General features: G+C 70.7%; 24 protein-coding genes and 1 other RNA gene. 13 read left to right on the top strand and 12 right to left on the bottom strand.

What is annotated here, in order from left to right; all coding sequences use genetic code 11:
- The first annotated feature begins 54 nt into the window (after positions 1–54).
- From H036_RS24630 to H036_RS0118855, 3 genes are all read left to right on the top strand, one after another.
- Positions 55–2124, top strand: a complete 2070-nt coding sequence (locus H036_RS24630) for a putative bifunctional diguanylate cyclase/phosphodiesterase (RefSeq protein ID WP_017936369.1) — start codon at positions 55–57, stop codon at positions 2122–2124.
- A 70-nt stretch (positions 2125–2194) separates the two neighbouring features.
- The gene (locus tag H036_RS0118860; RefSeq protein ID WP_017936368.1) at positions 2195–3382 is read left to right on the top strand and encodes an alpha/beta hydrolase; all 1188 of its coding nucleotides are present in this window, start codon (positions 2195–2197) and stop codon (positions 3380–3382) included.
- A 30-nt stretch (positions 3383–3412) separates the two neighbouring features.
- The gene (locus H036_RS0118855) at positions 3413–4021 is read left to right on the top strand and encodes a TetR family transcriptional regulator (RefSeq protein ID WP_017936367.1); all 609 of its coding nucleotides are present in this window, start codon (positions 3413–3415) and stop codon (positions 4019–4021) included.
- Positions 4022–4099: 78 nt separating this feature from the next.
- Here H036_RS0118855 and H036_RS0118850 read toward each other — a convergent pair whose 3' ends face one another.
- From H036_RS0118850 to H036_RS23735, 3 genes are all read right to left on the bottom strand, one after another.
- Positions 4100–4579 carry a pyridoxamine 5'-phosphate oxidase family protein gene (locus H036_RS0118850; protein WP_017936366.1) on the bottom strand — a complete coding sequence of 160 codons (480 nt, stop codon included), beginning with the start codon at positions 4577–4579 and terminating at the stop codon, positions 4100–4102.
- Positions 4580–4646: 67 nt separating this feature from the next.
- Positions 4647–5243 carry a hypothetical protein gene (locus H036_RS0118845; RefSeq protein ID WP_017936365.1) on the bottom strand — a complete coding sequence of 199 codons (597 nt, stop codon included), beginning with the start codon at positions 5241–5243 and terminating at the stop codon, positions 4647–4649.
- Positions 5240–5782, bottom strand: a complete 543-nt coding sequence (locus tag H036_RS23735) for a hypothetical protein (protein ID WP_157417631.1) — start codon at positions 5780–5782, stop codon at positions 5240–5242. The genes H036_RS0118845 and H036_RS23735 overlap by 4 nt, the downstream gene beginning before the upstream one ends.
- 213 nt (positions 5783–5995) lie before the next feature.
- Between H036_RS23735 and H036_RS0118835 the strand changes: the two genes are divergently transcribed.
- Positions 5996–6238 (top strand): DUF6458 family protein, encoded by a 243-nt coding sequence (locus H036_RS0118835; protein ID WP_017936363.1) that lies wholly within the window; start codon positions 5996–5998, stop codon positions 6236–6238.
- A 95-nt stretch (positions 6239–6333) separates the two neighbouring features.
- Here H036_RS0118835 and H036_RS0118830 read toward each other — a convergent pair whose 3' ends face one another.
- From H036_RS0118830 to H036_RS0118805, 6 genes are all read right to left on the bottom strand, one after another.
- On the bottom strand, positions 6334–9291 hold the full coding sequence (locus H036_RS0118830; protein WP_017936362.1) for a bifunctional [glutamine synthetase] adenylyltransferase/[glutamine synthetase]-adenylyl-L-tyrosine phosphorylase: 2958 nt from the start codon (positions 9289–9291) through the stop codon (positions 6334–6336).
- 1 nt (position 9292) lies between these two features.
- A complete protein-coding gene (locus H036_RS23730) occupies positions 9293–10030 on the bottom strand; it encodes a type 1 glutamine amidotransferase (RefSeq protein ID WP_017936361.1) in 738 nt (245 codons plus the stop codon).
- Positions 10031–10044: 14 nt separating this feature from the next.
- Entirely contained in the window at positions 10045–11385 is a 1341-nt protein-coding gene (locus tag H036_RS0118820) for a glutamine synthetase family protein (protein ID WP_017936360.1), read from the bottom strand.
- A 26-nt stretch (positions 11386–11411) separates the two neighbouring features.
- A complete protein-coding gene (locus H036_RS0118815) occupies positions 11412–12143 on the bottom strand; it encodes a hypothetical protein (RefSeq protein ID WP_017936359.1) in 732 nt (243 codons plus the stop codon).
- The gene (locus tag H036_RS0118810) at positions 12140–12778 is read right to left on the bottom strand and encodes a SatD family protein (RefSeq protein ID WP_017936358.1); all 639 of its coding nucleotides are present in this window, start codon (positions 12776–12778) and stop codon (positions 12140–12142) included. The genes H036_RS0118815 and H036_RS0118810 overlap by 4 nt, the downstream gene beginning before the upstream one ends.
- A gap of 71 nt (positions 12779–12849) precedes the next feature.
- Positions 12850–14946, bottom strand: a complete 2097-nt coding sequence (locus tag H036_RS0118805) for an NAD(+) synthase (protein WP_157417629.1) — start codon at positions 14944–14946, stop codon at positions 12850–12852.
- On the opposite strand from H036_RS0118805, the gene H036_RS0118800 reads away from it, so the two are divergent.
- From H036_RS0118800 to H036_RS0118765, 8 genes are all read left to right on the top strand, one after another.
- Positions 14929–15150, top strand: coding sequence for a hypothetical protein (locus tag H036_RS0118800; RefSeq protein ID WP_017936356.1), 222 nt, complete (start codon positions 14929–14931; stop codon positions 15148–15150). The two genes, H036_RS0118805 and H036_RS0118800, sit on opposite strands and share 18 nt — an antisense overlap.
- Positions 15151–15240: 90 nt before the next feature.
- Positions 15241–16038: an ABC transporter ATP-binding protein gene (locus H036_RS0118795; protein WP_017936355.1), complete on the top strand. Its 798-nt coding sequence runs from the start codon at positions 15241–15243 to the stop codon at positions 16036–16038.
- A complete protein-coding gene (locus tag H036_RS0118790; protein ID WP_017936354.1) occupies positions 16038–18599 on the top strand; it encodes an ABC transporter permease in 2562 nt (853 codons plus the stop codon). Before H036_RS0118795 ends, H036_RS0118790 begins: the two co-directional genes overlap by 1 nt.
- 133 nt (positions 18600–18732) lie before the next feature.
- Positions 18733–19599 carry a 3-methyl-2-oxobutanoate hydroxymethyltransferase gene (gene panB / locus H036_RS0118785; protein ID WP_017936353.1) on the top strand — a complete coding sequence of 289 codons (867 nt, stop codon included), beginning with the start codon at positions 18733–18735 and terminating at the stop codon, positions 19597–19599.
- A 254-nt stretch (positions 19600–19853) separates the two neighbouring features.
- Positions 19854–20750: an ABC transporter ATP-binding protein gene (locus tag H036_RS0118780; protein WP_036489268.1), complete on the top strand. Its 897-nt coding sequence runs from the start codon at positions 19854–19856 to the stop codon at positions 20748–20750.
- On the top strand, positions 20747–21535 hold the full coding sequence (locus tag H036_RS0118775; protein WP_017936351.1) for an ABC transporter permease: 789 nt from the start codon (positions 20747–20749) through the stop codon (positions 21533–21535). Before H036_RS0118780 ends, H036_RS0118775 begins: the two co-directional genes overlap by 4 nt.
- A gap of 26 nt (positions 21536–21561) precedes the next feature.
- On the top strand, positions 21562–22698 hold the full coding sequence (locus tag H036_RS0118770; protein WP_017936350.1) for a sensor histidine kinase: 1137 nt from the start codon (positions 21562–21564) through the stop codon (positions 22696–22698).
- A complete protein-coding gene (locus H036_RS0118765) occupies positions 22695–23306 on the top strand; it encodes a response regulator transcription factor (protein ID WP_017936349.1) in 612 nt (203 codons plus the stop codon). Before H036_RS0118770 ends, H036_RS0118765 begins: the two co-directional genes overlap by 4 nt.
- Before the next feature lie 115 nt (positions 23307–23421).
- Here H036_RS0118765 and H036_RS0118760 read toward each other — a convergent pair whose 3' ends face one another.
- The 3 genes from H036_RS0118760 to H036_RS0118750 are packed head-to-tail and all read right to left on the bottom strand — an operon-like array spanning position 23422 to position 24319.
- The gene (locus H036_RS0118760; protein ID WP_017936348.1) at positions 23422–23625 is read right to left on the bottom strand and encodes a hypothetical protein; all 204 of its coding nucleotides are present in this window, start codon (positions 23623–23625) and stop codon (positions 23422–23424) included.
- Positions 23626–23642: 17 nt separating this feature from the next.
- A complete protein-coding gene (locus H036_RS23725) occupies positions 23643–23864 on the bottom strand; it encodes a hypothetical protein (RefSeq protein WP_017936347.1) in 222 nt (73 codons plus the stop codon).
- A 47-nt stretch (positions 23865–23911) separates the two neighbouring features.
- Positions 23912–24319, bottom strand: a complete 408-nt coding sequence (locus H036_RS0118750; RefSeq protein ID WP_017936346.1) for a tetratricopeptide repeat protein — start codon at positions 24317–24319, stop codon at positions 23912–23914.
- 59 nt (positions 24320–24378) lie between these two features.
- Between H036_RS0118750 and rnpB the strand changes: the two genes are divergently transcribed.
- An RNA gene (rnpB, locus tag H036_RS24650) (RNase P RNA component class A) lies at positions 24379–24768 on the top strand.
- Positions 24769–24771: the final 3 nt, after the last annotated feature.

The raw sequence follows: 24771 nt of genomic DNA, 5'->3' as shown, positions 1-24771 counted from the left end.
GCGCCACGGTGCGGCTCCACGGTACGGCGCCTTGCGTGCACTACGTTCCGCAGCATGGCCCGCAGCACCGACCAACGCCGCCGGCGAGCCGGCTCGCCGGCGCGACAGCTGCTGACCTACGGCGTACTGATCCTGATCCCGGTGATGGTGCTCGGTGTCTGCCTGTCGCTGAGCATGCGGGGCACCGCCAAGAGCCGTGGCCTCTCCGAGGCACGGTTGGCCGCGGTGCTCGTCGCGCAGACGGCGGTGGCACCCCAGCTGGACGGTCGGCCGCTCAGCGCCGGAATGTCGAGCAACGAGCGCGATGCCATGGCGCGGCTGGCCGGCGTCGCCGTCGCCGACGGTCACCTCCTCCGCCTGCAGTTGCGCGACGAGCAGGGGGGCGTGGTGTTCTCCTACGACCAGAACAGCAGACGCAAGGCCGCGAAGCCGCCCGCCAGCCTCGGCGGCGACGTGACGGCGGGTTCAGGCGACGTGGCAGCCGTGATCACCCACCTGAACGCGGACGGCAGCGGCTCCGGCAACGGCTCCGGCGCGGCTGGTCCCACCGCCGTGGCGGTCTCCGTCCCGCTCTCCGCCGGATCGCCGGCCCAGGAGATCGGCGTGGTCGACGCCTTCCTGCCGTACGGGCCGATCGCGGCCGATGTCACGGCCAGCCTGCACGCGCTCTATCGCGATCTGGCGCTGTGGATGGTCGGCCTGTATGTCTGCCTGCTCCTGGTGGCCTTCGTGGCCAGCCGCAGGCTGCGGCAGGAGGTGTCGGCTGACGACTGGCTCGTCGGCCACGACGCCCTCACCGGACTGCCCAACCGCGCGCTGTTCATGCGGCGCGTCGAGGAGGCAGTGACGTGGGTCGTCGGCGTCGACAGGACCGCCGTCGTGGCGGTGATGGACCTCGACAACTTCAAGGACCTCAACGACACACTGGGCCACGCCAGCGGCGACGAGCTGCTCGGTACGGTGGCACGCCGCCTCTCCGCCGGCATCAAGCGTCCCGACGTGGTGTCGCGACTCGGCGGCGACGAGTTCGGCCTCGTCCTGCGCGCCCCGCAGGATCCGCACGCGCTCCTGACCCGGCTCGCCGCGCTCGTCTCCGCCGAGGCCGAGGTGAGCGGGAGATCGCTGTCGGTGGCTCCGAGTGTGGGATACGTGCAGTTCAGCGATGGGCAGGTCACCGCTCAGTCGTTGATGCAGCAGGCCGAGGTGGCGATGTATGCGGCGAAGGCCGACCACACGGTGGTCGCCGAGTACGCCGCCGACATGGAACGCTTCGTGGCTGCGGACATGGACCTGATCGCCGAGCTGCCGCACGCGCTGGCCAGCGGGCAGCTCGTCCTGCACTACCAGCCGCAGATATCGACCAGGTCGCGGGAGGTCGTCGCGGCCGAGGCGCTGGTGCGATGGAACCATCCGGTGCACGGGATGCTGTCGCCAGCACGCTTCCTGCCGATGGCCGAGCAGACCGATCTGATCGAGCGCCTGACCGCGTGGGTGCTCGACCGAGCCCTCAAAGACATGTCCCGGCTCGCCGCGCACGACATGCCGATCCGGGTCTGCGTCAACGTCTCCGCTCGCAGCGTCGTCCGTGCTGACTTCGCGCAGCAGGTCACGGATGCCTTGGCGCGTGCTGAAGTGCCGGCCTCGAGGCTGGTGATCGAGGTCACCGAGACGGCGCTGCTCACCAACCCCGAGCGCGCACGCAGCGTCCTCGAGCAGCTGGCACAGACCGGCGTGCACGTCAGCATCGACGACTTCGGCCAGGGCCAGACGTCGCTGGGCTATCTGGCGAACCTGCCGATCGCCGAGCTCAAGATCGACAGGGCGTTCGTCACGGGCATGGCGACCGACCAGGTGCGCAAGGCGATCGCGCGGTCGGTGATCGACCTCGGTCACAACCTCAGCATGCGGGTCGTGGCTGAGGGCGTCGAGACGGTGGACGACCTGGAGGCGGTCCGCGGCCTCGGCTGCGATCTCGCGCAGGGGTACCACATCGCCCGTCCGATGGCGCTCAGCGCGCTGGCGGAGCATCTCACGGCGAACAGAGCGCGCAACGTGGTCGGGGGGCAGGCAGCAGCATCGATGGCGCCACCGGTCCCCGGGCGGCGAGGATCGGATCGCTGGTAGTCACGCCGTGGACAGCTGGCCGTCCGGCCCTTCCTAGGCTGACCGACCGAGCGGGCCCTAGATTGGCTGCATGCGCGGACACACCCTGCGACAGGCTGCCCTCGCCGTACTGACGGCCAACGCGGTCCGCCCGCTCAACTCCGAGGCCACAGCCGTGCCGGCATTCGCGGCCGGCTGGATCACCGGGGAGCTTGCGCCCCAGCTCCTGCTCGCCGGGCTGGCGGACACTGCGGTGGCGGTCGCCAGACGGCGGGCGACGCCCCTCGGACTGGCACTCGCGGCCGCGACCACCGCCGGCCTGGGTTACCTCACCTGGCGCGCGAGCGGCACCGGCGCTGCGTTCAAGGAGGTCCTCGACGAGACGCTCAGCGCCGTCGATCCGGAGCCGACCCTGCACGAGCAACGTGACGCCAGGACGTCGCTGCGCACGCTCGCCCGGCCGTTCGCTCTGGCCGATCCGCGGGTCGAGGTGATCCGCGACATCCCCTACACCAAGGGTGGCGTGAAGGCGCGACTTGATGTCTACCGACGCCGCGAGAACGATGCCGAACGTGCCGCCGGGGCCCCGGTGCTGGTCCAGATCCACGGCGGCGCCTGGACGATCGGGCGCAAGGAGGAGCAGGGCCTGCTCCTGATGAACCGGATGGCCGCCCAGGGCTGGGTCTGCGTCGCGATCAACTACCGACTGGCACCCAGGTATCGCTGGCCCACCCAGATCGACGACGTTCGCAACGCGATCTCGTGGGTGCGTGACCACATCGCCGAGTACGGCGGAGATCCGGGCTACCTCGTCCTCACCGGCGGCTCGGCAGGTGGCCACCTGGCGGCCCTGGCGGCGCTCACCGCGGACCCGCCGGTGGCCGCCTGTGTGCCGTTCTACGGCGTCTACGACCTTGCCGGCGACGACCCCTACGCGGTCTACGTTCGCCGGTTCCTGACCCGGCGCGTCTTCGCGGACGGCGCGACCATCGAGGACTTCCGCGAGGCGTCCCCGATCGAGCACATCACTCCCGACGCCCCCGACTTCTTCGTCATCCACGGCGACTCCGACACGATGGTCTCGGTGCGCCAGGCCCGCGCCTTCGTGGAGCGGTTGCGCGAGGTCTCCCGGGCCGGCGTCACCTACGCCGAGCTGCCCGGCGCCCAGCACGCGTTCGAGATCTTCGGCTCGATCCGCGCACATGCGGCGATCGGCGCCGTGCAGCAGTGGCTCGAGTGGCATCGCGAGCACGTCGGCGGCAGCACGGTCGCGGACTGAGAGTCGACCTGAATGCGACGAGGAACCACGGTGACGAGCAGGGGGTCGGCCGAGAGGCGCACGCAGACCGGATCAGCGGCGCAGCGCGAGCGTCGGAGGCGGATCCTTGATGCGACGATCTCGCTGGCCTCAGCGGGCGGCTTCGACGCCGTCCAGATGCGCACCGTGGCCGATGACGCCGACGTCGCGCTCGGCACGCTCTACCGCTACTTCCCCTCCAAGATCCACCTGCTGGTCTCGGCGCTCGGCCGGGAGTTCGAGCAGGCCGAGCAGCGCACCGCCGTACGCGCGATCCCGGGCGCGACCCCGCACGAGCGGGTGATGTTCATCCTGAGCCGCACCACCAAGGTGCTGCAGAAGCAGCCGTTGCTGACCGAGGCGATGGTGCGGGCGTTCATGTTCGCCGACGCGTCCGTCTCCGGCGAGATCCACGTCGTCGGCAGGCGACTGACCACCATGATCTCGCGCGCCATGACCGGCTCCCCCGAGCACAACGAGGCGACCGAGGAGGAGGCCGCTGTCGTCCGGGTCATCTCCGACGTCTGGCTCGCCGCCCTCGTCGGCTGGGTCTCCGGTCGCAGCGCCGCCGAGGACGTGGAGAAACAGCTGGACGTCGCGGTCAGGCTGCTGCTGCGCTGAGGTGGCTCGCCGGAGCCAGCCTCGTCCGTCGTACGGTCGTCGACGCTCGACCCCGTCGAGCCCGTGCCTGCTCTCGCGTCATCCCTGACCGGGAAGCGCGGACATCTTGCGGTGGTCCCAGCTGGCGACCCGCTCGGGCTCGATGACGACGCCGACCCGCTTGGTCGCCTGCTTGTCGATCAGCTGGTCACCGAGCTCCCCCAGATCTGCGCCGCCCGCCATCCGGCTCATCACCTGCTTGCCGATGGCGCGGATCTCGTCGTACTCCTCCACCAGGCGGGCGGTGCCGCGGATGCTGGCGCCGCGCAGCTCGGAGTAGTCGCTGCCGTCTTCGACCAGCGCACTGACCCGTGGATCCCGGCGCAGGTTGGTGATCTTCTGCGAGGCGGCATAGGTCCAGAAGGTGATGCGACCGGCGTCGTCGAGCGCGTAGAACAGCGTTGCCAGGTGGGGCGAGCCGTCCGCTCCGATCGTGGCGACCTGGACCTTCATCTGCTCAGCGAGGAACCGTCCGAGCTCCTGCTCATCGAGTCGTACGGTGTCACGTCCGGCGGCCATGCCCAACCTTCCTACCGCGCGGAACCGCGCGACAATGTGAGAACACGTTCTATCCTAACGGCGAGTCTCAGGCCGACGCCATGTCGTCGATCAGCCAGCCGCCGCCCTGGTTGACCAGGGTGAGAAGCGCCCAGGTCGGGCTGGCCACGCTGTCCTTGCTGTTCGTGGAGGTCGCGGCCCGGTCGACGAAGACCAGCACCCGCGCGCGATCCTCGGCGGCCGAGACGATCGAGACGGCGCAGTCGCCGCCCTGGCAGCCGTCCTTGCCCGACAGCGACGCCACCGACGCCTTGACGGTCACCTTCGCCTTGGCCTGCTGGGCACGATCAGCGGCGGGCGGCAGGCCCCGTTCATACTTCTTGCGCATCGCCGGGGTCATCAACTTCTCCGCGGCGGCGATGTCCTGATCGGCTTGGGCGGCCCGGTAGGACATCGCCGTCGCGGCCAGCTTCCCGGCCTGGGCCATGATCTCCGCACGGGCGGTCGCCGACGAGAGCTCCCCGTCGGGTGCGGCGGAGTCGTCGTTCGCCTGACGTACCCCGTGCCACAGTCCGGCGCCGGCCAGCAGGACCAGCGCCACGGTCAGCAGAGTCCCGCGCGGCGGCGTACGCCCTCGGAGCGGCTCGCCCTCCGGGGGCGCCGACTCAGCCTTCAGGTCGTTCATGACGCCCCTGCCAGGTCGGCAAGCTTCCAGGTGCCGCCGGTTCGCTGCATCGTCACCACGAAGCGGTACTGGTGGCACCGAGCACCGTCGTGCGGACAGGCCCTGGTGGCCTTCTGGCCCTTGGTCGCGGTGTTCTCCACGACCGCGTCTGCGGCGACCAGTGCCTTGGCGGTGCTACCGGCGAGCGAGTTCACGCCGACGTAGCGGATGTCGCCGGTCGAGACGGCCTTGGCCCGCTGCGCCGCCGCCTTGAGCTCGACGGCCGTGGCGGCGTACTCCTTCTTGAACGGGCCCGTCGAGAGCGACTCCATCGTCATCGCCTTGTCGTCCATGTGCTGGTAATCGACGTCGAGGAAGGCCAACACGGACCTCGTCGCCGCGGCCTGCACGTCGCCGAAGGCGTCGACCCTCTTCTCCGCAGGTGTCTTCCACGGCAGCACCTTGTTGCCCCCGAGGAGCACGATCGCCAGCAGGATCAGCACGAGCGCGAGCAGCGCGGCCAACGCCGCATTGATGCGGGAGATCACGCGCACCCTCACCGTCTTCCCGTCACCGAGATCTGTGAGCCCCGTCACGGCATCGTACGGCCCGAATCGCCGTGCGCCATCTGAATCGCCGAAGGGCCCGGAGCCGGGCTCTCGCAGCCTCGGAACCCGCGACTGTTTGACGGGGATCAGACCCGGGCACTGGTGGGCGCACACATCGGCGAATCACGGCCCGCGGCACGCGGGCACGACCTGAAGGAGACCGTCATGGGTTACGGCGGAGGAGCATTCCTACTCGCAGTCGGCCTCGTCCTGGCACTGGCCGTGAACAAGCAGGTGCAGGGCGTCGACCTGAACACCGTCGGCTGGATCCTCGCCGCCGTCGGTGCGCTGGTGATCGTGCTCTCCGCGATCACCTGGAACCGAGGCCGGGCCGGCCGGACCGTTGCCACCACCACGCACGCCGACGGCACTCAGACCGTGCAGGAGCGGCGCACCAGCGAGTACTGATCCACCTAGGGCTCGCGCCCACGACCGTGACAGTGGCGGCCACCCTCAAGGGTGGCCGCCACTGTCACGTTTCACGCGAGATCCGAGGGCTCGGTTCAGTCGCCCCAGAACACCCGGTCCACGATGCCGCTGGCCAGACGGGTCACCCTGAGGTAGTCGTTGACCATCTCGTCGCTCGCGTCCGCGGGATAGCCGAGGATCGAGGCCACCGCTCGACGCTCGGTGACGTTGGTGGGCAGCTGGTCCGAGGGCCGTCCGCGCACCAGCGTCACCGCGTTGCGAACCCGGCTGACCCGCCGCCAGGCCTCGCCCAGCCCTTCGGCGTCCTCGGGCGAGACCAGGTCCGCCTTCACGGCCGCCGCCAGCGCCTCCAGCGTTCGCGGCGTCCGCAGCCCAGGTACGTCGTGGGCGTGGCACATCTGCAGCAGCTGGACGCTCCACTCGATGTCGGCCAAGCCCCCACGCCCCAACTTGAGATGGGTCGCCGGGTCCGCACCGCGGGGCAGTCGCTCGGCATCCACCCGACCCTTGATCCGGCGTACCTCCCGGACGTCGGCGTCCGCGAGACCGCCGGCGGGATAGCGCAGCGGATCGATCATCGCGGTGAAGCCCGCGCGCAGCTCGGGATCGCCGACGACCGCGTCCGCCCGTAGCAGCGCCTGCGCCTCCCAGACCATCGACCACTTGGCGTAGTAGGCGGCGTAGGAGTCCAGGGTGCGCACCAGGGCGCCCTGGCGACCCTCGGGACGCAGGTCGGCGTCCAGTGCGAGCGCAGGGTCCGGGCCGGGTGAGTTGAGGAGCGCACGCAGCCGCTCCACGACGGCGCGGGCGAAGTTGGCGGCGGTCTCGGCGGGCACGCCGTCAGCCGGCCGATGCACGAAGAGCACGTCCGCATCGCTGGCGTAGGAGAGCTCGAACCCGCCATAGCGGCCCATCGCGACGACCGCCAGGCTGGTCGGCGGCGCGGTCAGACCCTGCTGCGCGATGACCTCCTTGACCACGGCGCCGAGCGTCGACTCCAGCACCGCGTCGGTGAGCCGGCTCAGGGCAGCACCGACCTGCTCGATGTCGAGCACGCCGGCCAGCTCGCCTGCGCTGATCCGGAACAGCTCGCGGCGTCGGATCCCCCGCACGACGTGTACGGCGGCAGCCAGGTCGCGGTGCCGGTCGACCACACCACGCATCTCGGCGAGCAGGCTCTCGAAGGCGGTCGGCTCCAGCGACCCTCCCAGGATCCGCACACCCTCGGGCTCCCGCTCCAGCAGTGCGGTGGTGTACCGCGAGGTGGACAGCACCCGGGCGAGCCGCTCGGCGATCATGCCCTCGTCGCGCAGGGCGCGCAGGTACCACGGGCTCTCCCCCAGTGCCTCGCTGATCCGGCGGAAGCCGAACAGGCCCATGTCGGGGTCCGGTCCGTCGGCGAACCACTGCAGCATCACCGGCAGCAGCGTGCGCTGCATCGACGCACTCCGGCTGACCCCGCTGCTCAGCGCCTCGAGGTGGCGCAGCGCCGCGGCGGGATCCGCGTATCCCAGGGCGGTGAGGCGCTCCTCCGCCGCGGCCAGGGAGAGCCGCGCCTCCTCACCCGGGATGCGCGCGACCGCTGAGAGCAGCGGTCGGTAGAAGAGCTTCTGGTGCAGCCGGCTGACAGTCATCCGGTGGAAGGCCAGCTCCTTCTCCAGAGCGCGTGCCGGCTCCTGGAAGCGTCCCATCGAACGGCCCAGGTGACGCAGCGACTCCTCGTCGCGCGGGAGGACATGGGTACGCCGCAGCCGTCGCAGCTGGATGCGGTGCTCCAAGGTGCGCAGGAACGCGTAGGCGGCGTGCAGTGCCTCGCCGTCCTCGCGACCGACGTACCCGCCCTCGGTGAGCCGGGCGAGCGCGCTCAGCGTCGCCGGCACCCGCAGCGAGGCGTCGGCCCGGCCGTGCACCAGCTGCAGCAGCTGGACCGCGAACTCCACGTCGCGCAGGCCGCCGACACCGAGCTTGAGCTCGCGGTCGGCGTCCTTGGCGGGGATGTGGTCGACGACCCGACGTCGCATGGCCTGGGTGTCGGCAACGAACCCGTCGCGCTCGGCGGCCCGCCACACCAGCGGGGAGAGCTGCTCGATGTAGGCGCGGCCGAGCTCCATGTCGCCGGCGACGGGACGAGCCTTGAGCAGCGCCTGGAACTCCCAGGTCGAGGCCCAGCGTTCGTAGTAGGCGACATGGCCGGCCAGGGTGCGGCTCAGCACGCCGGACTTGCCCTCGGGTCGCAGGGCCGCATCGACCTGCCAGATCGTGCCCTCGCGGGTATGCTCGGAGCAGATCCGCATCACCGTGCTGGCCAGCTTGACCGCGATCTCGTCCCCGGCTCCCGAGGAGGCGAGGGACGAGTCGTCGCGCAGGGCGTGCAGGAAGATCACGTCGACATCGGAGACGTAGTTGAGCTCGTGCGCGCCACACTTGCCCATCGCGACGATCGCCAGCCGGACCTGGTCGGCGCCGTCGATCTCGGTGCGCGCGATCGCCAGCGCGGCGTCCAGCGTCGCGGCGGCCAGGTCGGAGAGCTCAGCGGCGACGTCGTCGACGCCCATCGCGTGACCGAGATCGCGGGCGGCGAGCCGGAGCAGCAGGCGGCGGTACTCGACGCGGAGTGCGTCGCGGGCGGCCACGGGGTCGAGACCCGCGACAGCGTCGAGCAGATGATCCCGGAGGAAGTACGCCGCCGGCCGGGTCGAGCCCAGCATCGGGTCGCACAGGTCGCGCCAGTGCTCGGGGTGCCGCGCGAGATGGTCTCCGAGCGCCTCTGAGGCACCGAGCACCGAGAGCAGTCGCATCGCGGTGCCCTCGTCGTCGGCGAGCTCACGGAGCAGCTGCTCCCGGTCCGGCACGGCCTCGGCCAGTCGCACCAGCGCCGCCAGGGCGAGGTCCGGGTCTGCGGTGCGGCCGAACAGCGCCATCAACGGGTCGGTGACGCTTCCGAGGTCAGCGACCCCTGCTACCGCGGCATCGGTGTCGGTGAAGCCGAGCCGCAGCAGCAGGCCCTTGCCGGTCGTGGTCCGAGGGCTCACATCACTCCCACAACGCTCCGTTGGCGGCCGAGTGACCGCGCACCATCCTGGCGAATGCGTGGGCCAGCGGGCGCCAGGCCCCGGCCAGCTCCTCGCTCGCGGACCTGGTCTGGGCGACCACCGCTTCCCCCGTCAGGCCGGCGGCGGACAGCAGGCCGGTGTCGGTGGCGGCCCAGCTGGCGACCACGCCGTCGTCGACCTCGGGGTGGAACTGCACGCCCCAGACCGTGCGGGCGAGTCGGGCAGCCTGGACGTCGCCGTGCTGCCCGCGGGCGAGCACCTCGGTACCCGGGGGCAGCCCGACCACCACGTCCTGGTTCCAGTGCACCGCCCGGCCGTCGCCGGCGATCCGGTCCACCAGCGGATCGAGCAGCACCTCGCAGCCCCACCCGACCTCCAGGAGGCCGATCTGCGGGCCGGCCTCGCGACGACCGGTGCTGCCGCCGAGTGCGAGCGCCGCCAGCTGATGGCCCAGGCAGATGCCGAGCGTGGGCGTGCCGAGCAGGGCAGCCTCCCGGATCCGCTCGCGGGTCAACGGCAGCCAGGGGTACCCCTGGTCGTCATCGGCGTCCATCGCGCCACCGAGCACGAGCAGCCCGTCGTACTGACGCACGCTGGGCTGCTCGTCGCCGCGGTGGGCCTGGCGCACGTCCAGCCGGCAGCCGGCCTCCTCCAGCCAGGTGCCGAAGAGGGCCGGCGGGCAGGTGGCGTCATGCTGCACCACCAGGACGCGCGCCATCGTTCTGCTCCGCCCTAGAGGACCGGCAGCATCCGGGAGCGCTCGAAGGCGCTGACCTGGGCGCGGTACTCGGACCATTCCTGGCGCTTGTTGCGCAGGAAGAAGTCGTAGACGTGCTCGCCGAGCGTCTCGGCCAGCAGCTCGGACTTCTCCGCGACCGCGATCGCCTCGTCGAGGCCGCGGGGCAGCGGGTCGATGCCCAGCGACGCCCGCTCGCGGTCGGTCAGCGCCCAGACGTCGTCCTCGGCCTCCGGCGGCAGGTCGTACTCCTCCTCGATGCCCTTCATGCCGGCGGCGAGCACCGCGGCGAAGGCGAGGTAGGGGTTGCAGGCCGGGTCCAGGGTGCGGATCTCGACCCGGGTGGACTGGCCCTTGGACGGCTTGTACATCGGCACCCGGATCATCGCGGAGCGGTTGTTGTGGCCCCACGAGATGTGTGCCGGAGCCTCGCCCTCGGCGACGATCCGCTTGTAGGAGTTGACCCACTGGTTGGTCACCACGCTGATCTCCGGCGCGTGCCGCAGGACGCCAGCGATGAAGCGGCGACCGGTCTGCGAGAGCTGGTACTCGGCGCCGGCCTCGTAGAAGGCGTTCTGGTCACCCTCGAAGAGGCTGACGTGGGTGTGCATGCCCGAGCCGGGGAAGTTGGTGAACGGCTTGGGCATGAACGAGGCCCACACGTTCTGGCTCAGCGCCACCTCCCGGATCACGGTCCGGAAGGTCATGATGTTGTCGGCGGTGGAGAGCGCGTCGGCGTAGCGCAGGTCGATCTCCTGCTGGCCGGGACCGCCCTCGTGGTGGCTGAACTCCACCGAGATGCCCATCGCCTCGAGGTAGTTGATCGCCTCGCGTCGGAAGTCGGCGCCCATCGACTGGGCGGTGTGGTCGAAGTAGCCGCTGGAGTCGACCGGGACCGGCTCGACGCCGTCCTGCGGCTCGTCCTTGAACAGGTAGAACTCGATCTCGGGGTGGGTGTAGAAGGTCAGGCCCTTCTCGGCCGCCCGGCTCAGCGTCCGCTTCAGCACATACCGCGGGTCTGCGTACGACGGGCTGCCGTCCGGCATCACGATGTCGCAGAACATGCGTGCGGTGGCCGGCCCCTGGTCGACGCGCCAGGGCAGCAGCTGGAAGGTGCTCGGATCGGGCAGAGCGAGCATGTCCGACTCGGTCACGCGAGCGAAGCCCTCGATGGCGCTCCCGTCGAAGCCGATGCCCTCCGCGAACGCCCCCTCCAGCTCCGCCGGGGCGATCGCCACCGACTTGAGGAAGCCGAGCACGTCGGTGAACCACAGCCGCACGAAGCGGACATCGCGCTCTTCGAGCGCCCTCAGGACGAAGTCCTCCTGCTTACCCATGCGCGCAGCCTAGTGGGCGGCGGTCCTCAGTGAGCGAGCAACACCACCGTGGCGAGTGCGACCAGCCACGAGACGAAGCTTCCAACCAGGAAGTACTCGGTCACCGCGGCGATGTCGAGGTCCTTGCGGGCGGCCTGCAGCTCGGGGAAGCGGAGCAGGCCCTTGGCCGCCACGACGACGCCGGCCGCGGTGTAGTCGCCGGCGAGCCCGAGGCCGAGGATGACCAGCCGCTCCATCGGGCCGAGCAGGCGCCCGCCCTTGAGTCGCGGCGCGGGCTCGCGCGCACCGGCCTGGGCGGGGTTGATCGTCTGGGTCGCCAGCAGCACCAGCCGGACCAGCACGTTGCCGGTCGAACCCTGCACGAGCAGACCGCCGGCGAGCAGGAGCGCCCGGTCGGTCGACATGGAGTGCAGCAGCGGGATCGGGGTGGCACGCAACCACGCGCCGATCGGTCCGTCGTGCGGGTGCACCCAAGGCGTGGTGAGCAGGGCGAGCGCCAGCGCCGCGGTCGCGAAGGTGAGCGGCAGCCATGCCCGGTCGGCACCGAAGCCGACCCGGACCACGAACCCCCACCCGACCACCGCCACAGCGAGGACGAGCAGCGCCAGCACGTCGCGGGCGCCCTCGAAGCCGGCCAGCGCACCGACCGCGACAGTGCTGGCGGCCGCGGCACTCTCCGGCAGCCATCGGACCGGCCAGAGCGCGTGCGCGAGGTCGGCCAGGCCGAAGCCGATCAGCAGCAGCGCCAGCCAGGTCATCGCACCCTCCCCAGGCTCCTGTCGACGTCCACCAGTACGGCCAGGCCGTCGCGGCGTACGCGCTGGGACACCGCCGAAGGGCTGATCCCGAGGTCGTCGGCGAGGTCGCGCTGGCTCATGCCGCGCAGCATGCCAGCGAGCACCGACAGTGAGACCGTGCCCAAGCGACCCAGCAGCTCGTCGCGGGCGGTCAGAGCGGCGTCGAGCGCGGCCGGATCGGGAGCACCGATGCTGTCCTCGGCGGGGAGGTAGCCGGTGCGTAGTCGACTCCGGGCGGCCTCACGCTGCTGCCGGGCGACCCGCTCGATCGCCTCCCGGGCCGACCACCAGCCCGGCCCGTCCTCGACCCGGGGCGCGTCGCTGAGGGTGCGTACCTCGCCCCACCCGATGCCGTGCCGCACGTCGACCTCGGGGGCGAGCAGGAGCCGCAGCCGCAGTGTCGCGCGAGTGGCGTCGCCCACGGCGGCGAAGGCGCCCTGGTACTCGTCGCCCACGGTGACACGCAGCGGCGTCACCGGATCGAGCTCGTCGTTGACCCGGGTCAGTGCCTCGACCAGGAGTCGATGGAGTGCATCGCGATCCGCCAGCCGGCGGGATCCGACGACATCACCGATGAGGGTTGCCAGTGCCACCATATGAAGAGAATAGCTTCATCTTTCCAATATGAAGGCATTTCCTTCATTTTCCTGAAAGGAAGCAATTCACCTCACCCCTGCGGCACGCGTGCCTCGAGTTCCGCCAGCCACACCGACGCGCTGGCGTCCGACGGCATCCGCCAGTCGCCGCGCGGCGACATCGTCCCGCCGTTGCTCACCTTCGGCCCGTTCGGCAGCGCGGAGCGCTTGAACTGGTTGGCGAAGAAGCGCTTGATGAACACCTCGAGCCAGTGCCGGATCTCACTGAGCTCGTACGCCGTCCGCCGAGCCACGGGGTAGCCCGCCGGCCAGTCGCCCTGATCCGCGTCGTGCCAGGCCTGCCAGGCCAGGAAGGCGATCTTGGAGGGGTTGTAGCCGTGTCGCACCACGTGGAAGAGGGTGAAGTCCTGCAGCGCGTAGGGCCCGACCATCGCCTCGGTGGACTGCGGCGTCTCCCCCGGCACCAGCTCCGGGCTGATCTCCTGCTCCACGATCGTCTCGAGCACCGCATTGGTCTGCACGTCGAACCGGTCGGTGGAGACGACCCAGCGGATCAGGTGCTGGATCAGCGTCTTCGGCACGCCTGCGTTGACGTTGTAGTGCGACATCTGGTCGCCCACGCCGTAGGTGCACCAGCCCAGTGCGAGCTCGGAGAGGTCGCCGGTGCCGACCACGATCCCGCCGCGCTGGTTCGCCAACCGGAAGAGATAGTCGTAGCGCAGGCCCGCCTGGACGTTCTCGAACGTCACGTCGTACACCGAAGGATCGACGGTGCTCGAGCCGGCCGAGGCGCCGAAGGCGTGGCCCATGTCCGTGAGCATCTGGGTGGCGGTGGGCCGGATGTCGAGGGTCTCGTAGGTCGTCCCGAGCGACGACATCAGCGCGTTCGCGCTGGCTAGGGTGCTCTCGCTGGTGGCGAATCCCGGCATGGTGAAGGCCAGGATGTCGCTGCGCGGACGCCCCAACCGGTCCATCGCGTCGGCAGCCACGATCAGGGCGTGGGTGGAGTCGAGGCCGCCGCTGACGCCGATCACCACCTTCGTACTCGGGCCGATCGAGCGCAGTCGCTGGACCAGCCCGCTGACCTGGATGTGGTAGGCCTCGTAGCAGTCCTGGGCCAGTCGCGCCGGGTCGTCGGGCACGAACGGGAAGCGGTCCACCTTGCGCTGCAGCCGGGTCGCGACCAGCGGCGGCTCCAGCTCGAACTCGATCACCTCGAAGGTGTCGACGTCACCGGTCTCGCCGCTCAGCGTGCGCCGGTTGTCGTCGAAGGTGCCCATCCGGATGCGCTCGGCACGGATCCGGTCGAGATCCACGTCGACGACCGTACGCCGCGGACCGTCCGGGAAGCGCTCGCTCTCCCCCACCAGCTCACCGAGCTCGTAGACCATCGTCTGACCGTCCCACGACAGGTCGGTGGTGGACTCACCCTGGCCCGCGGCGGTGTAGACGTAGGCCGCCTGGCACCGCGCGCTGCCGCTCTGCACCAGCAGCCGACGCGCCTCCGAGCGCCCGACGGTGATCGGGCTGGCGCTCAGGTTGACCAGCACGGTGGCACCGGCCAGGGCGGCCCGCGCACTGGGCGGCACCGGCACCCACATGTCCTCGCAGACCTCCACGTGGAAGGTCAGGCCCGGCACGTCGGTGGCGCGGAAGAGCAGGTGCGGGGAGACCGGGACCTCGGCTCCGCCGATGGCGATCGTGGAGTCGAGGTCGTCGCCGGGTGCGAACCAGCGCCGCTCGTAGAACTCGCGGTAGGTCGGCAGGTAGGACTTGGGCGCCACCCCGAGGATCTCGCCGCGATGGATGATCACGGCCGCGTTGAGGATCCGGTTGCCGTGCAGCAGCGGCGCGCCGACGACGATCACCGGCAGCAGCTCCTCGCTGGCCACCGCGATGGTCTGGATGGCGGCGACCACCGCGTCGAGCAGCGGCTGCTGAAGGAACAGGTCCTCGACGGCGTACCCGCTCAGGCACAGCTCCGGGAAGACGGCGACCGCCGCGCCGTCGTCGTGGCAGGCCCGGACCTGTTCGAGGACGGTGCGGGCGTTGGTCGCCGGATCGGCGATCGCGACCGGGATGGTGCACGCCGCGACCCGGGCGAATCCGTGCGCGTAGGGCGAGTAGAAGTCCACGAGGCGAGTGTAGGGATGGAAGAGTTGCCGCATGAGCGACGAGGGCGCGATCGCCCCGACCCTGAGGCGCCGTACACCGCCGTCATCTTCACCTCGCTGCGCACCGAGGCCGACGCGGCCGCCTGGAAGCAGGTCGCGGCACACCTGGTGGCGCAGAGGCGCGGCCAGGAGGCCTGGTACGCCGACTACCGGGTGCGGGTCGCCACCGTCATCCGCGACTACGGCCCGCCGCGCTGACCGGACCGGCACGGGGCCGGGGGTCGGCACGGGCCGAGATCAGGGGGATTCCTGATCGCGCCCCAGCCATATCTGGGGTTGGCTGGACCCATGACGCTGGAAGCGACGACCGAGACCACCCGAGACGCAGCCGCTCGGGCGGTCGACCTGCGCAAGAGCTACGGCTCCGGCGACTCCGAGGTGCACGCCCTCGACGGTGTCTCCGTCGAGTTCGAGCGCGGCGCCTTCACCGCCATCATGGGTCCCTCCGGCTCCGGGAAGTCGACCCTGATGCACTGTCTCGCGGCGCTCGACGCGCCGACCGCGGGCCGGGTCGTCGTGGACGGCACCGACGTCGGATCGCTCAATGACAAGGCCCTGACAGCGCTTCGGCGGGAGCGGATCGGCTTCGTCTTCCAGGCGTTCAACCTGATCCCGACACTCACAGCGCGGGAGAACATCCTGCTCCCGCTCGACCTGGCCGGCACCAAGCCGGACAAGGGCTGGTTCGACACCGTGATCGAGGCCGTCGGTCTGGCCGACCGGCTCGGTCACCGACCGGCGCAGATGTCGGGGGGCCAGCAGCAGCGGGTCGCGTGCGCCCGCGCGCTGGCCAGCAGGCCGGCGATCGTGTTCGCGGACGAGCCCACCGGCAACCTCGACTCCGCGTCCGGCGCCGAGGTGCTCGCGTTCCTGCGCCGCAGCGTCGACGAGTTCGGCCAGACCGTCGTGATGGTGACCCATGACGCCATCGCGGCGTCGTACTGCGACCGGGTGATCTTCCTCGCCGACGGCCTGATCGTCGACGAGCTCGATCGCCCCACCCGTGACGACATCCTCGCCCACATGACCGCGCTGCAGGACGCCGCGTTGAAGACGAAGGCGGCGACCGACGGGACGGGCACCTGATGTTCAGGCTCGTCCTGCGCAACCTGCTGGCGCGCAAGGTGCGGCTGGTGATGAGCAGCCTGGCGATCGTGCTGGGCGTCGCCTTCCTCTCCGGCGTGCTGGTCTTCAGCAACGGCCTCTCGAGCACCTTCGACTCGATCATCAAGGGCTCGACCCCGGACGCGACCGTCCGGGCGAAGGGGCTCGACTCCTTCGACGCCGGTACGACCGGTACCTCGACCGCGACGATCAGTCCCGCCGCGGTCGCGAAGCTGGCCGCACTGCCGCAGGTCGCGGCGGCGGACGGCAGCGTCGACGGCAACGGGATGAGCCTGCTCGACGACCACGGCGACCTCGTCGGCGGCACCGGCGCTCCCACACTCGCGTTCAACCACACCGGCGGCGTCAACATGGCCGGCGAGCCGATCACCGTGCTCGAGCAGGGCACCTGGCCGGGGCCGGGACAGATCGTGATGGACGCGGGGAGCGCGAAGCGGGCCGGCTACCACGTCGGCGACACCGTCTCCGTGCTTCCGCCGACCAGCAGCACCCAGCTCAAGGCCACCCTCGTCGGGACGGCTGACTTCAACGGCGGCTCGACCGCCGGCTCGACCCTGCTGATCTTCGACACCCCCACCGCGCAGAAGATCTTCCTGGGCGGCAAGGACGCCTTCACGTCGGTCTCGCTGACCGCCGCCCGAGGGGTGTCCCAGACCGACCTTGTCGCCGCCGCGAAGAAGGTGCTGCCGAGCGACTTCGAGGCCGTCACGGGCGACCAGGTCGTCGACGAGTCGCAGGACGCCATCAGCCAGCTGCTCGACGTGATCTCGGTCTTCCTGCTGGTCTTCGCCCTGATCGCGGTGGTGGTCGGCGCCTTCATCATCGTCAACACCTTCACCATCCTGGTCGCCCAGCGGACCCGGGAGCTCGCCCTGCTGCGGGCGCTGGGCGCCACCCGGCGCCAGGTCACCCGCTCGGTGCTTGCGGAGGCGCTGGTGATGTCGGTGGTCGCCTCCACCATCGGCATCGCGCTGGGCTGGGCGCTGGCCCGCGGCCTCGCCGCGGTCTTCCGCGCCGCCGGCCTCGACATCTCCGGCAGAGTGCTGACGTTGGACGCATCCTCGGTGCTGATCAGCTACGGCGTCGGCATCATGGTCACCCTGCTCGCCGCCTGGCTGCCGGCCCGGCGCGCAGGCAAGGTCGCGCCGGTGACGGCGATGCGCGGCGACCTCGCGCGTACGGCGGCACCGCTGCGGACCCGGGTCATCGTCGCGACCGTCCTGTTCGCGGTCGGCGCGGTGCTCGCGGCGGCCGGCTTCCTCGGTGCGCCCGGATCGCAGGCCGCCTGGGTCGGCGTCGGCGCCCTGGTGTGGGTGCTCACGCTGGCCGCGACCAGCTCGGTGGTCGGACGCCCGGTCCTGGTGCTGTGCCGGACCGTCTTCGCGCGGCTCTTCGGCGCCTCGGGCCGGCTCGCGGGCGAGAACGCGCTGCGCGACCCTCGGCGTACGGGAGCGACCGCGTCCGCCCTGATGATCGGGCTCGCCCTCGTCTCCACGATCGGCGTGCTGGCCGCGTCGCTGAACAACACCGTCGACGACATCGTCAACAAGGAGTTCACCTCCGACTTCCTGGTCCAGTCGGCGACCTTCGCACCGTTCCCGACGTCGATCGGCGACCAGATGGCGACGGTGCCGGGCGTGGCGACCGTGAGCCGGCAGCAGCTGGTCAGCGCCGACATCGTCGACCACGGCAACCTCGACACCGGGCAGACGACGACGCTGTCCGGCCTCGACGACGCGTTCACCGGGATCTATCGGCTCGAGATGAAGTCGGGCACCGAGCAGCTGAGCGGCAACGGCGCCGTCGTCGCCAGTGATCTCGCCAAGCAGCGCGGCTGGAAGGTCGGCAGTGCCTTCGAGCTCGCCTTCCCGGCCGGGAAGACACTCGATCTGACCGTCACCGGCATCAGCAAGCCGAGCGAGATCACCGGCCCGATCAGCGCGCGGCTGGCCCTGATCGACCAGGCGGGCCTGCAGCGGCAGGACACCACCTTGAGCATCATGCTCGCGCCCGGCGCGTCGGCGGCGACGGTGCTGCCCGAGCTCAAGAAGATCACCGATGCCGCCAAGATCGTCGACGTCTACGACAAGGGCAGCTTCGCCGACCAGATCCGCGGCCAGGTCAACCAGCTGCTCTACATGATCTACGGACTGCTGGCGCTGGCGATCGTGATCGCCATCATCGGCATCGTGAACACCCTCGGCCTCTCGGTCATCGAGCGGACCCGTGAGATCGGGCTGCTGCGAGCGGTCGGGATGAGCCGTGCGCGGCTGCGCCGGATGATCACCCTGGAGTCGATCGCGATCGCGGTGCTCGGCGCGGTGATGGGGATGGCGCTGGGGCTGGTCATCGGCGTCCTCCTGCGCCAGGCGCTCGCCTCGAAGCTGACCTCGCTCGGGCTGCCGCTGGGCCAGCTCGCGCTCTTCCTCGTCATCGCGGTGGTGGTCGGCATCCTGGCCGCGCTGCTGCCCGCGGCCCGCGCCGCCCGGCTCAACGTGCTCGCCGCGATCACCTCGGAGTGATGCCTCGTGCGCAGTATCGACCGCGTCGTGGAGTGACGAGGACCACAGCGCCTCGCGGCCCCTCCCAGACCTAGGCTGGACGCGGTCCGTGGACTCCACCGGGGAGCCGCGAGATGACGAGGAAGGCAGCTCCATGTCGAGCGAGCAGCACAGCAATCAGGGCGAGCAGGCGCCGTACGGCGCCCCCGCGACGGACGCACCTCCGGTCAAGAAGGTGCGCACCCACCACCTGCGGGAGTGGAAGCAGAGCGGCCGCAGGTTCACCATGCTGACGTCGTACGACGTCTTCACCGCCCGCGTCTTCGACGAGGCCGGCATCGACACCCTCCTGGTCGGCGACTCGGCCGGCAACACGGTGCTGGGCTACTCCACGACCCTGCCGGTCACCCTGGAGGAGATGATCATGCTCGCCCGGGGCGTGGCCCGCGGCGCGAAGCGCGCGCTGGTCATCGGCGACCTGCCGTTCGGGACCTACCAGGCCAGCCCCGAGCAGGCCTACCACTCCGCCGCGCGGCTGATGAAGGAGGCCGAGGTGGCGGCGGTCAAGCTCGAGGGCGGCGTGGAGATGGCGCCGCAGATCCAGCGGCTGACCCAGGGCGGGATCCCGGTGTGCGCGCACATCGGCTTCACCCCGCAGAGCGAGCACACCCTCGGCGGCTACCGCGTCCAGGGCCGCGGCGACGCCGCCGAGCGGATCCTGCGCGACGCCCACGCGGTGCAGGAGGCCGGCGCGTTCGCGGTGGTGATGGAGATGGTGCCCGGCGACGTGGCTGCCCGGGTCACCAAGGAGCTGGAGATCCCGACCATCGGCATCGGCGGTGGCAACCAGACCGATGGCCAGGTGCTGGTCTGGCAGGACGCGTTCGGCCTCAACGACGGCCGCACGCCGCGATTCGTGAAGAAGTACGCCGACCTCCACGGTGTCCTGCTCGGCGCCGCCCAGGAGTACGCCGCGGACGTCGCCTCGGGTGCTTTCCCCGGCCCGGAGCACACCTTCTGACGCGAGAGGACACCTTCCGCCCGTCGAGAGGTCACCTTCCGCCCGTCGAGAGGTCACCTTCCGCCCGTCGAGAGGTCACGTATCGCGGGTTGAGTGGCCACTCAACCCGCGGAAACTGACCCTTCGACCACCCGAAACTGACCCCTGGTGCCCCCGAAGGTGACCTCTCGACGGGCGCAGCGCTGACAGATGTCACCCCGACCTCGTGAGTGTCGACAGGCGCACACGAGGTCGGGGATCGCCAGACTGGAGCCATGACAGTTCCAACGGTGCGCCTCGACGGCGTCACCAAGACGTTCGGCAGCGTTCAGGCCGTGAACGGGATCGACCTCGAGCTCCAGCAGGGCGAGGTGGTCGCGTTCCTGGGTCCGAACGGCGCCGGGAAGACGACCACGATCGACATGATCCTGGGTCTCTCCCAGCCCACCAGCGGCACCGCGGAGGTGCTCGGTATCAAGCCGCGGGACGCGATCGCCCGTGGCCTGGTCAGCGCGGTGATGCAGACCGGCGGCCTGCTCAAGGACCTGACCGTCCGCGAGACGGTGACCTACACCGCCAGCCTCTTCGCCGACACGCTGCCGGTCGACGAGGCGATCGAGAACGCCGGCATCACCCACATCGCCGATCGCAAGGTGGGCAAGTGCTCGGGCGGCGAGCAGCAGCGGCTGCGGTTCGCGATGGCCCTGCTCCCCGACCCGGCGCTGCTGCTCCTGGACGAGCCGACCACCGGCATGGACGTCGAGGGCCGCCGCACCTTCTGGAACTCGATCCGGCGCGACGCCGACAAGGGCCGGACGGTCCTGTTCGCCACGCACTACCTCGAGGAGGCGGACCAGTACGCCGATCGCATCGTGCTGATCAGCAAGGGCCGCAAGGTCGCCGACGGGACGGGCTCGGAGATCCGCGCCCTCGCCGCCGGTCGCACCGTGCGCGCCACGGTGCCGGGCCTGAACGGGGCCATCGAGCAGGGCCTGCGCAATCTCGGCGGCGTCGACCAGCTCGACGTCCGCGGCGACCAGGTCCTCGTGCACGCCAAGGACAGCGACGCCGTCGCCCGCTACCTGCTCACCGAGACGGGCGCGCGCGACCTGGAGATCACCAGCAAGAACCTCGAGGATGCGTTCCTCAGCCTGACCGGAGGCGACCAGTGAGCACCACGACTTCTTTCGACATCGAGGCCCGCCGGGTCCCGCGGCGGGGCGGGTTCACCCTCACCCTGCTCGGACTCGAGCTCAAGCGGATGCTGCGCAACCGCCGTACCGTCGTCTTCACGCTGATCCTGCCTGCCGCACTGACGCTGATCTTCGGCGGTCAGAGCGGCTGGGACGAGAAGTCGGGCAGCGGCAACGTCGCGGCGTACATCCTGATCTCGATGGCCCTCTACGGTGCCGCGCTGACCGCCGCTGCGACCGGCTCGATGGTCGCCCTCGAACGCGCTCTGGGCTGGTCGCGGCAGCTGCGGCTGACCCCGCTCAACCCGGTGGCCTACATCCTCGTCAAGGCGCTGGTGGCGCTGTGCATGGGTGGTCTGGCGATCGTCGCGGTCAACGTGGTGGGCAAGCTGGAGAACAAGGCCGAGATGCCGACCCACGTCTGGATCACCTCGATGGTCCTGACGCTGTTCTGCACGCTGACCTTCGCTGCCCTCGGCGTCTTCATCGGCTACGTCGTGCCCGGCGAGAACGCCATGCAGATCCTCGGCCCTGGCCTGGCCATCTTCTCGTTCCTGGGCGGCGTCTTCATCCCGCTGGACCAGTACTCCCACCCGGTGCAGATGGTCGCCTACTGGACCCCGATGTACGGCGTGGCCGAGATCGCCCGCTCCCCCCTCACCCACGAGCTGCCGTGGTACGCGATCCTGAACGCGGTCGCGTGGTTCGTCATCTTCGTGGCCGGCGCCGCGTGGCGGATGAGCAAGGACACGGCGCGCGTGTGAGTGCGGGTGTGACTACCGTTCTCCCCGTGAACGAGGAGCGCGTCGCAGGCCTCGACGTCCCTGTCGGGCAGGCCTTCCCCTGGGCCTCCCAGCAGCGTCGGGGCCTCGGGCCGTGGGTCGGTGCGATCTGGCTGGTCTTCATGGTGCCGACGCTCGTCGACGGCTGGCGGGCCCGCGGGACGCTGCACGGCGTCATCGGGATGATCGCCACCGCGGCGTTCATGGTGCTCTACGCCTCCAGCTTCTTCGGCACCGACCGGGTGCGGCTGCGGATGATCGAGCGGCCGCCGCTGCGCCTGGCGCTCGGCTACATCGGTGCGCTGCTCGTCCTGGGCGTCGTCGCGACGATCGCGCTCGGGGCCAACGCCACCGCGACCGCCGTCTTCATCGCCGCCGCCGCGATGATGTCGCTCCCGATCCGGCTGACGATCGTGCTCGACATCGTGATGGTGACGGCGGTGATCGTCGCCGGTCAGCTCGAGGACTGGCCCGGTCAGGGCGGCGTCGCCTTCGGCGCGCTGATGGCCTCTCTGGCGATCCTCGGCATGCGGACGGTGGTCAGCCGCAACGTCCAGCTGTGGCAGGCGAACGCGCAGAACACGGTGCTCGCCGTCGATGCCGAGCGCAACCGGTTCGCCCGCGACCTGCACGACATCCTGGGGCACTCGCTCACGGTGATCACTGTCAAGGCCGAGCTGGCGCAGCGGCTCATCGACGTCTCCCCCGAGCGGACCAGGCACGAGCTGGCCGACCTCGAACGGCTCTCCCGCGACGCGCTGGCCGACATCCGGCGCGCGGTCGAGGGCTACCGCGAGCTCACCCTGCCTGGCGAGCTGGCCCGCGCCCGCGCCGCGCTCACCACCGCCGAGATCACGCCGAACGTCCCGCAGGCGACCGAGATCGTGCCGACCGAGCTGCGCGAACTGTTCGCCTGGTCGGTGCGCGAGGGCGTCACCAACGTGATCAGGCACTCCGGCGCTCGGAACTGCGAGATCCGGCTCTCGGAAGCCTGCGTCGAGATCCGCGACGACGGCAACGGCCCCTGCGGCGACCACGAGGGGTCGGGCCTGACGGGGCTGCGCGAGCGCGCCTCCGCGGTCGGCGCCGTCGTCACCACCCGCACCCTCTCCCCCGGCTTCTCCCTTCAGGTGGCTCGCCCATGACCTCCATCAAGCTCCTGCTCGCCGACGACCAGGCACTGGTCCGGGGAGCGCTCTCCGCGCTGCTCAGCCTCGAGGCCGACCTCGAGGTGGTCGCCGAGGTCGGCAGCGGCACCGAGGTGGTGCCGGCGGTGCTGGCACATCACCCGGACGTGGCGCTGCTCGACGTCGAGATGCCCGGCCTGGACGGCATCAGCGCCACCGCCGAGGTGCGGGCCGCCTCGCCGGACACCAAGGTCCTGATCGTGACGACCTTCGGCCGTCCCGGGTACCTGCGACGGGCCCTGCAGGCGGGCGCGAGCGGGTTCGTCGTCAAGGACACGCCGGCGGCGCAGCTGGCGGACGCCGTACGCCGGGTGCACGCGGGGCTGCGGGTCGTCGACCCGACCCTGGCGACCGATTCGCTGCTGGCGGGCGAGTCACCGCTGACCCAGCGTGAGACCGAGGTGTTGCAGGCGGCCAGGGACGGCTCCAGCGTCGCTGTCATCGCGGCGCGGCTGTTCCTGTCCGAGGGCACGGTGCGCAACCACCTCAGTGCGGCGATCGGCAAGACGAACGCGACCAACCGCACCGAGGCGGTCCTGGTGGCCGACGGGAACGGCTGGCTCTAGGCGGGTGCGGGGCGCGGGACCCAAAGTGCACGGTGACAGTTCGCGGTGCGAGTGACAGGACGCAGCTGTCACTCTCTCCCAGAACTGTCACCGTGCGGTCGAGCCGCGGCGCGGACTAGCCGCCCCAAGGGTTGATCCGGTCGGGGTCCTTGCCCTCCTCGCGGTCCATCTCGTCCCACGCCGCGTTGCGCTCGGCGGCCTTGTCCAGCGCGTGCTCGGCCTCCTCGCGTGACGGGTAGGGACCGAGCCGGTCGATCGGCGGACAGCCGTCAGCCCCCTCGACCGCGTGGTGCTTCACGCAGAACCAGAACTTGTCCATGGCTCGAACCTACCGGTTCACCACAGCCACAGGCCGCCGACGACCTGCGCGACTCCCCACACCACGAACCCGCCCGCAGCCGCCCACGCCGCCTTCACCGGCGCCGGCTCGAACCATCGGCAGGCGCGCGCGAAGAGCACCAGCCATGCCAGGACGAGGACAGCCACCGCCCACCAGGGCGAGATCAGGACCCCCGCCAGGATCAGGAAGAGCAGGCAGCTCAGCGCGCCGATGCCCACGGCGACACCTTCTCCATGGGGGCAACCTACTGGGCCGCTGCTCGGTGCTACTCGGCGGAGCGCGCCACCTGCTGCTCCACGCGGAACACCGCCGCCTGGTGGTCCCAGTCGCCGCTCATCACCGCGGCGAGGCGCAGCGGGCCGAGGGCCTCGGCGTACCTGCTCTGGCGCTCGAGCGCCCGGCCGAGCGCGTGCTGGGCCCACACGTCGCTCGGGTCCTCCTCGACGAGGCCACGCAGGACGTTCTCGGCCTTCTGCAGCTGGGCGCGCTGGAGGTAGGCCCACGCCTGCAGCGTGCGCAGGCCGGTATTGCGCGGGTCGTCTGCCAGGGCGGGCTCGATCAGGTCGAGGGCCTCGCGCGGGAACCGGCGGCTCAACAGGTCGTGAGCGGTCCGGTACGCCGACTCCGGGCCCTGCCCGGGGAAGATCACGACGGGTGCCATCAGCTCGTTCATGGGCCGTTCAACGCCTGAATGTGGCTGCGCATTCCGACGCGGTAGGGTGTGGCCGCGGACGGGCTGGCCGGGCGACCGCGTTGCTTCCTGCTTCGGCAGGGAGCGCCGAGGAAAGTCCGGGCTCCGTAGGGCAGGGTGGTGGCTAACGGCCACCCGGGGTGACCCGCGGGACAGTGCCACAGAAAGCAGACCGCCGCCACGCCGACCGAGCTTGTCGAGGTCAGCGAGGCGGTAAGGGTGAAACGGTGAGGTAAGAGCTCACCAGCGGTCTGGGTGACCAGACCGGCTAGGTAAACCCCACCCGGAGCAAGACCAGACAGTGCTCGCCTGAGGGCTGCCCGCCTGAGAGTACGGGTAGGTCGCTCGAGGCCGCCGGCAACGGCGGTCCTAGATGGATGGTCGCCGGCTCGCAAGAGTCACAGAACCCGGCTTAAAGGTCAGCCCGTCCGCAC

The sequence above is a fragment of the Nocardioides sp. Iso805N genome (assembly GCF_000364605.1).
In the GTDB taxonomy this organism is placed as follows: domain Bacteria; phylum Actinomycetota; class Actinomycetes; order Propionibacteriales; family Nocardioidaceae; genus Nocardioides.
The sequence above is the reverse complement of the archived record's forward strand: the minus strand, read 5'-3'. Positions and strand labels throughout refer to the sequence as shown.

Excerpts from the sequence above, each read along its gene's own strand:
- H036_RS24630 (WP_017936369.1), top strand. The coding sequence starts at position 55 with ATGGCCCGCAGCACCGACCAACGCCGCCGGCGAGCCGGCTCGCCGGCG.
- H036_RS0118860 (WP_017936368.1), top strand. The coding sequence starts at position 2,195 with ATGCGCGGACACACCCTGCGACAGGCTGCCCTCGCCGTACTGACGGCC.
- H036_RS0118850 (WP_017936366.1), bottom strand. The coding sequence starts at position 4,579 with ATGGCCGCCGGACGTGACACCGTACGACTCGATGAGCAGGAGCTCGGA.
- H036_RS0118845 (WP_017936365.1), bottom strand. The coding sequence starts at position 5,243 with ATGAACGACCTGAAGGCTGAGTCGGCGCCCCCGGAGGGCGAGCCGCTC.
- H036_RS0118835 (WP_017936363.1), top strand. The coding sequence starts at position 5,996 with ATGGGTTACGGCGGAGGAGCATTCCTACTCGCAGTCGGCCTCGTCCTG.
- H036_RS23730 (WP_017936361.1), bottom strand. The coding sequence starts at position 10,030 with ATGGCGCGCGTCCTGGTGGTGCAGCATGACGCCACCTGCCCGCCGGCC.
- H036_RS0118820 (WP_017936360.1), bottom strand. The coding sequence starts at position 11,385 with ATGGGTAAGCAGGAGGACTTCGTCCTGAGGGCGCTCGAAGAGCGCGAT.
- H036_RS0118815 (WP_017936359.1), bottom strand. The coding sequence starts at position 12,143 with ATGACCTGGCTGGCGCTGCTGCTGATCGGCTTCGGCCTGGCCGACCTC.
- H036_RS0118810 (WP_017936358.1), bottom strand. The coding sequence starts at position 12,778 with ATGGTGGCACTGGCAACCCTCATCGGTGATGTCGTCGGATCCCGCCGG.
- H036_RS0118800 (WP_017936356.1), top strand. The coding sequence starts at position 14,929 with ATGGAAGAGTTGCCGCATGAGCGACGAGGGCGCGATCGCCCCGACCCT.
- H036_RS0118805 (WP_157417629.1), bottom strand. The coding sequence starts at position 14,946 with ATGCGGCAACTCTTCCATCCCTACACTCGCCTCGTGGACTTCTACTCG.
- H036_RS0118795 (WP_017936355.1), top strand. The coding sequence starts at position 15,241 with ATGACGCTGGAAGCGACGACCGAGACCACCCGAGACGCAGCCGCTCGG.
- H036_RS0118790 (WP_017936354.1), top strand. The coding sequence starts at position 16,038 with ATGTTCAGGCTCGTCCTGCGCAACCTGCTGGCGCGCAAGGTGCGGCTG.
- panB (WP_017936353.1), top strand. The coding sequence starts at position 18,733 with ATGTCGAGCGAGCAGCACAGCAATCAGGGCGAGCAGGCGCCGTACGGC.
- H036_RS0118780 (WP_036489268.1), top strand. The coding sequence starts at position 19,854 with ATGACAGTTCCAACGGTGCGCCTCGACGGCGTCACCAAGACGTTCGGC.
- H036_RS0118765 (WP_017936349.1), top strand. The coding sequence starts at position 22,695 with ATGACCTCCATCAAGCTCCTGCTCGCCGACGACCAGGCACTGGTCCGG.
- H036_RS0118760 (WP_017936348.1), bottom strand. The coding sequence starts at position 23,625 with ATGGACAAGTTCTGGTTCTGCGTGAAGCACCACGCGGTCGAGGGGGCT.
- H036_RS0118750 (WP_017936346.1), bottom strand. The coding sequence starts at position 24,319 with ATGAACGAGCTGATGGCACCCGTCGTGATCTTCCCCGGGCAGGGCCCG.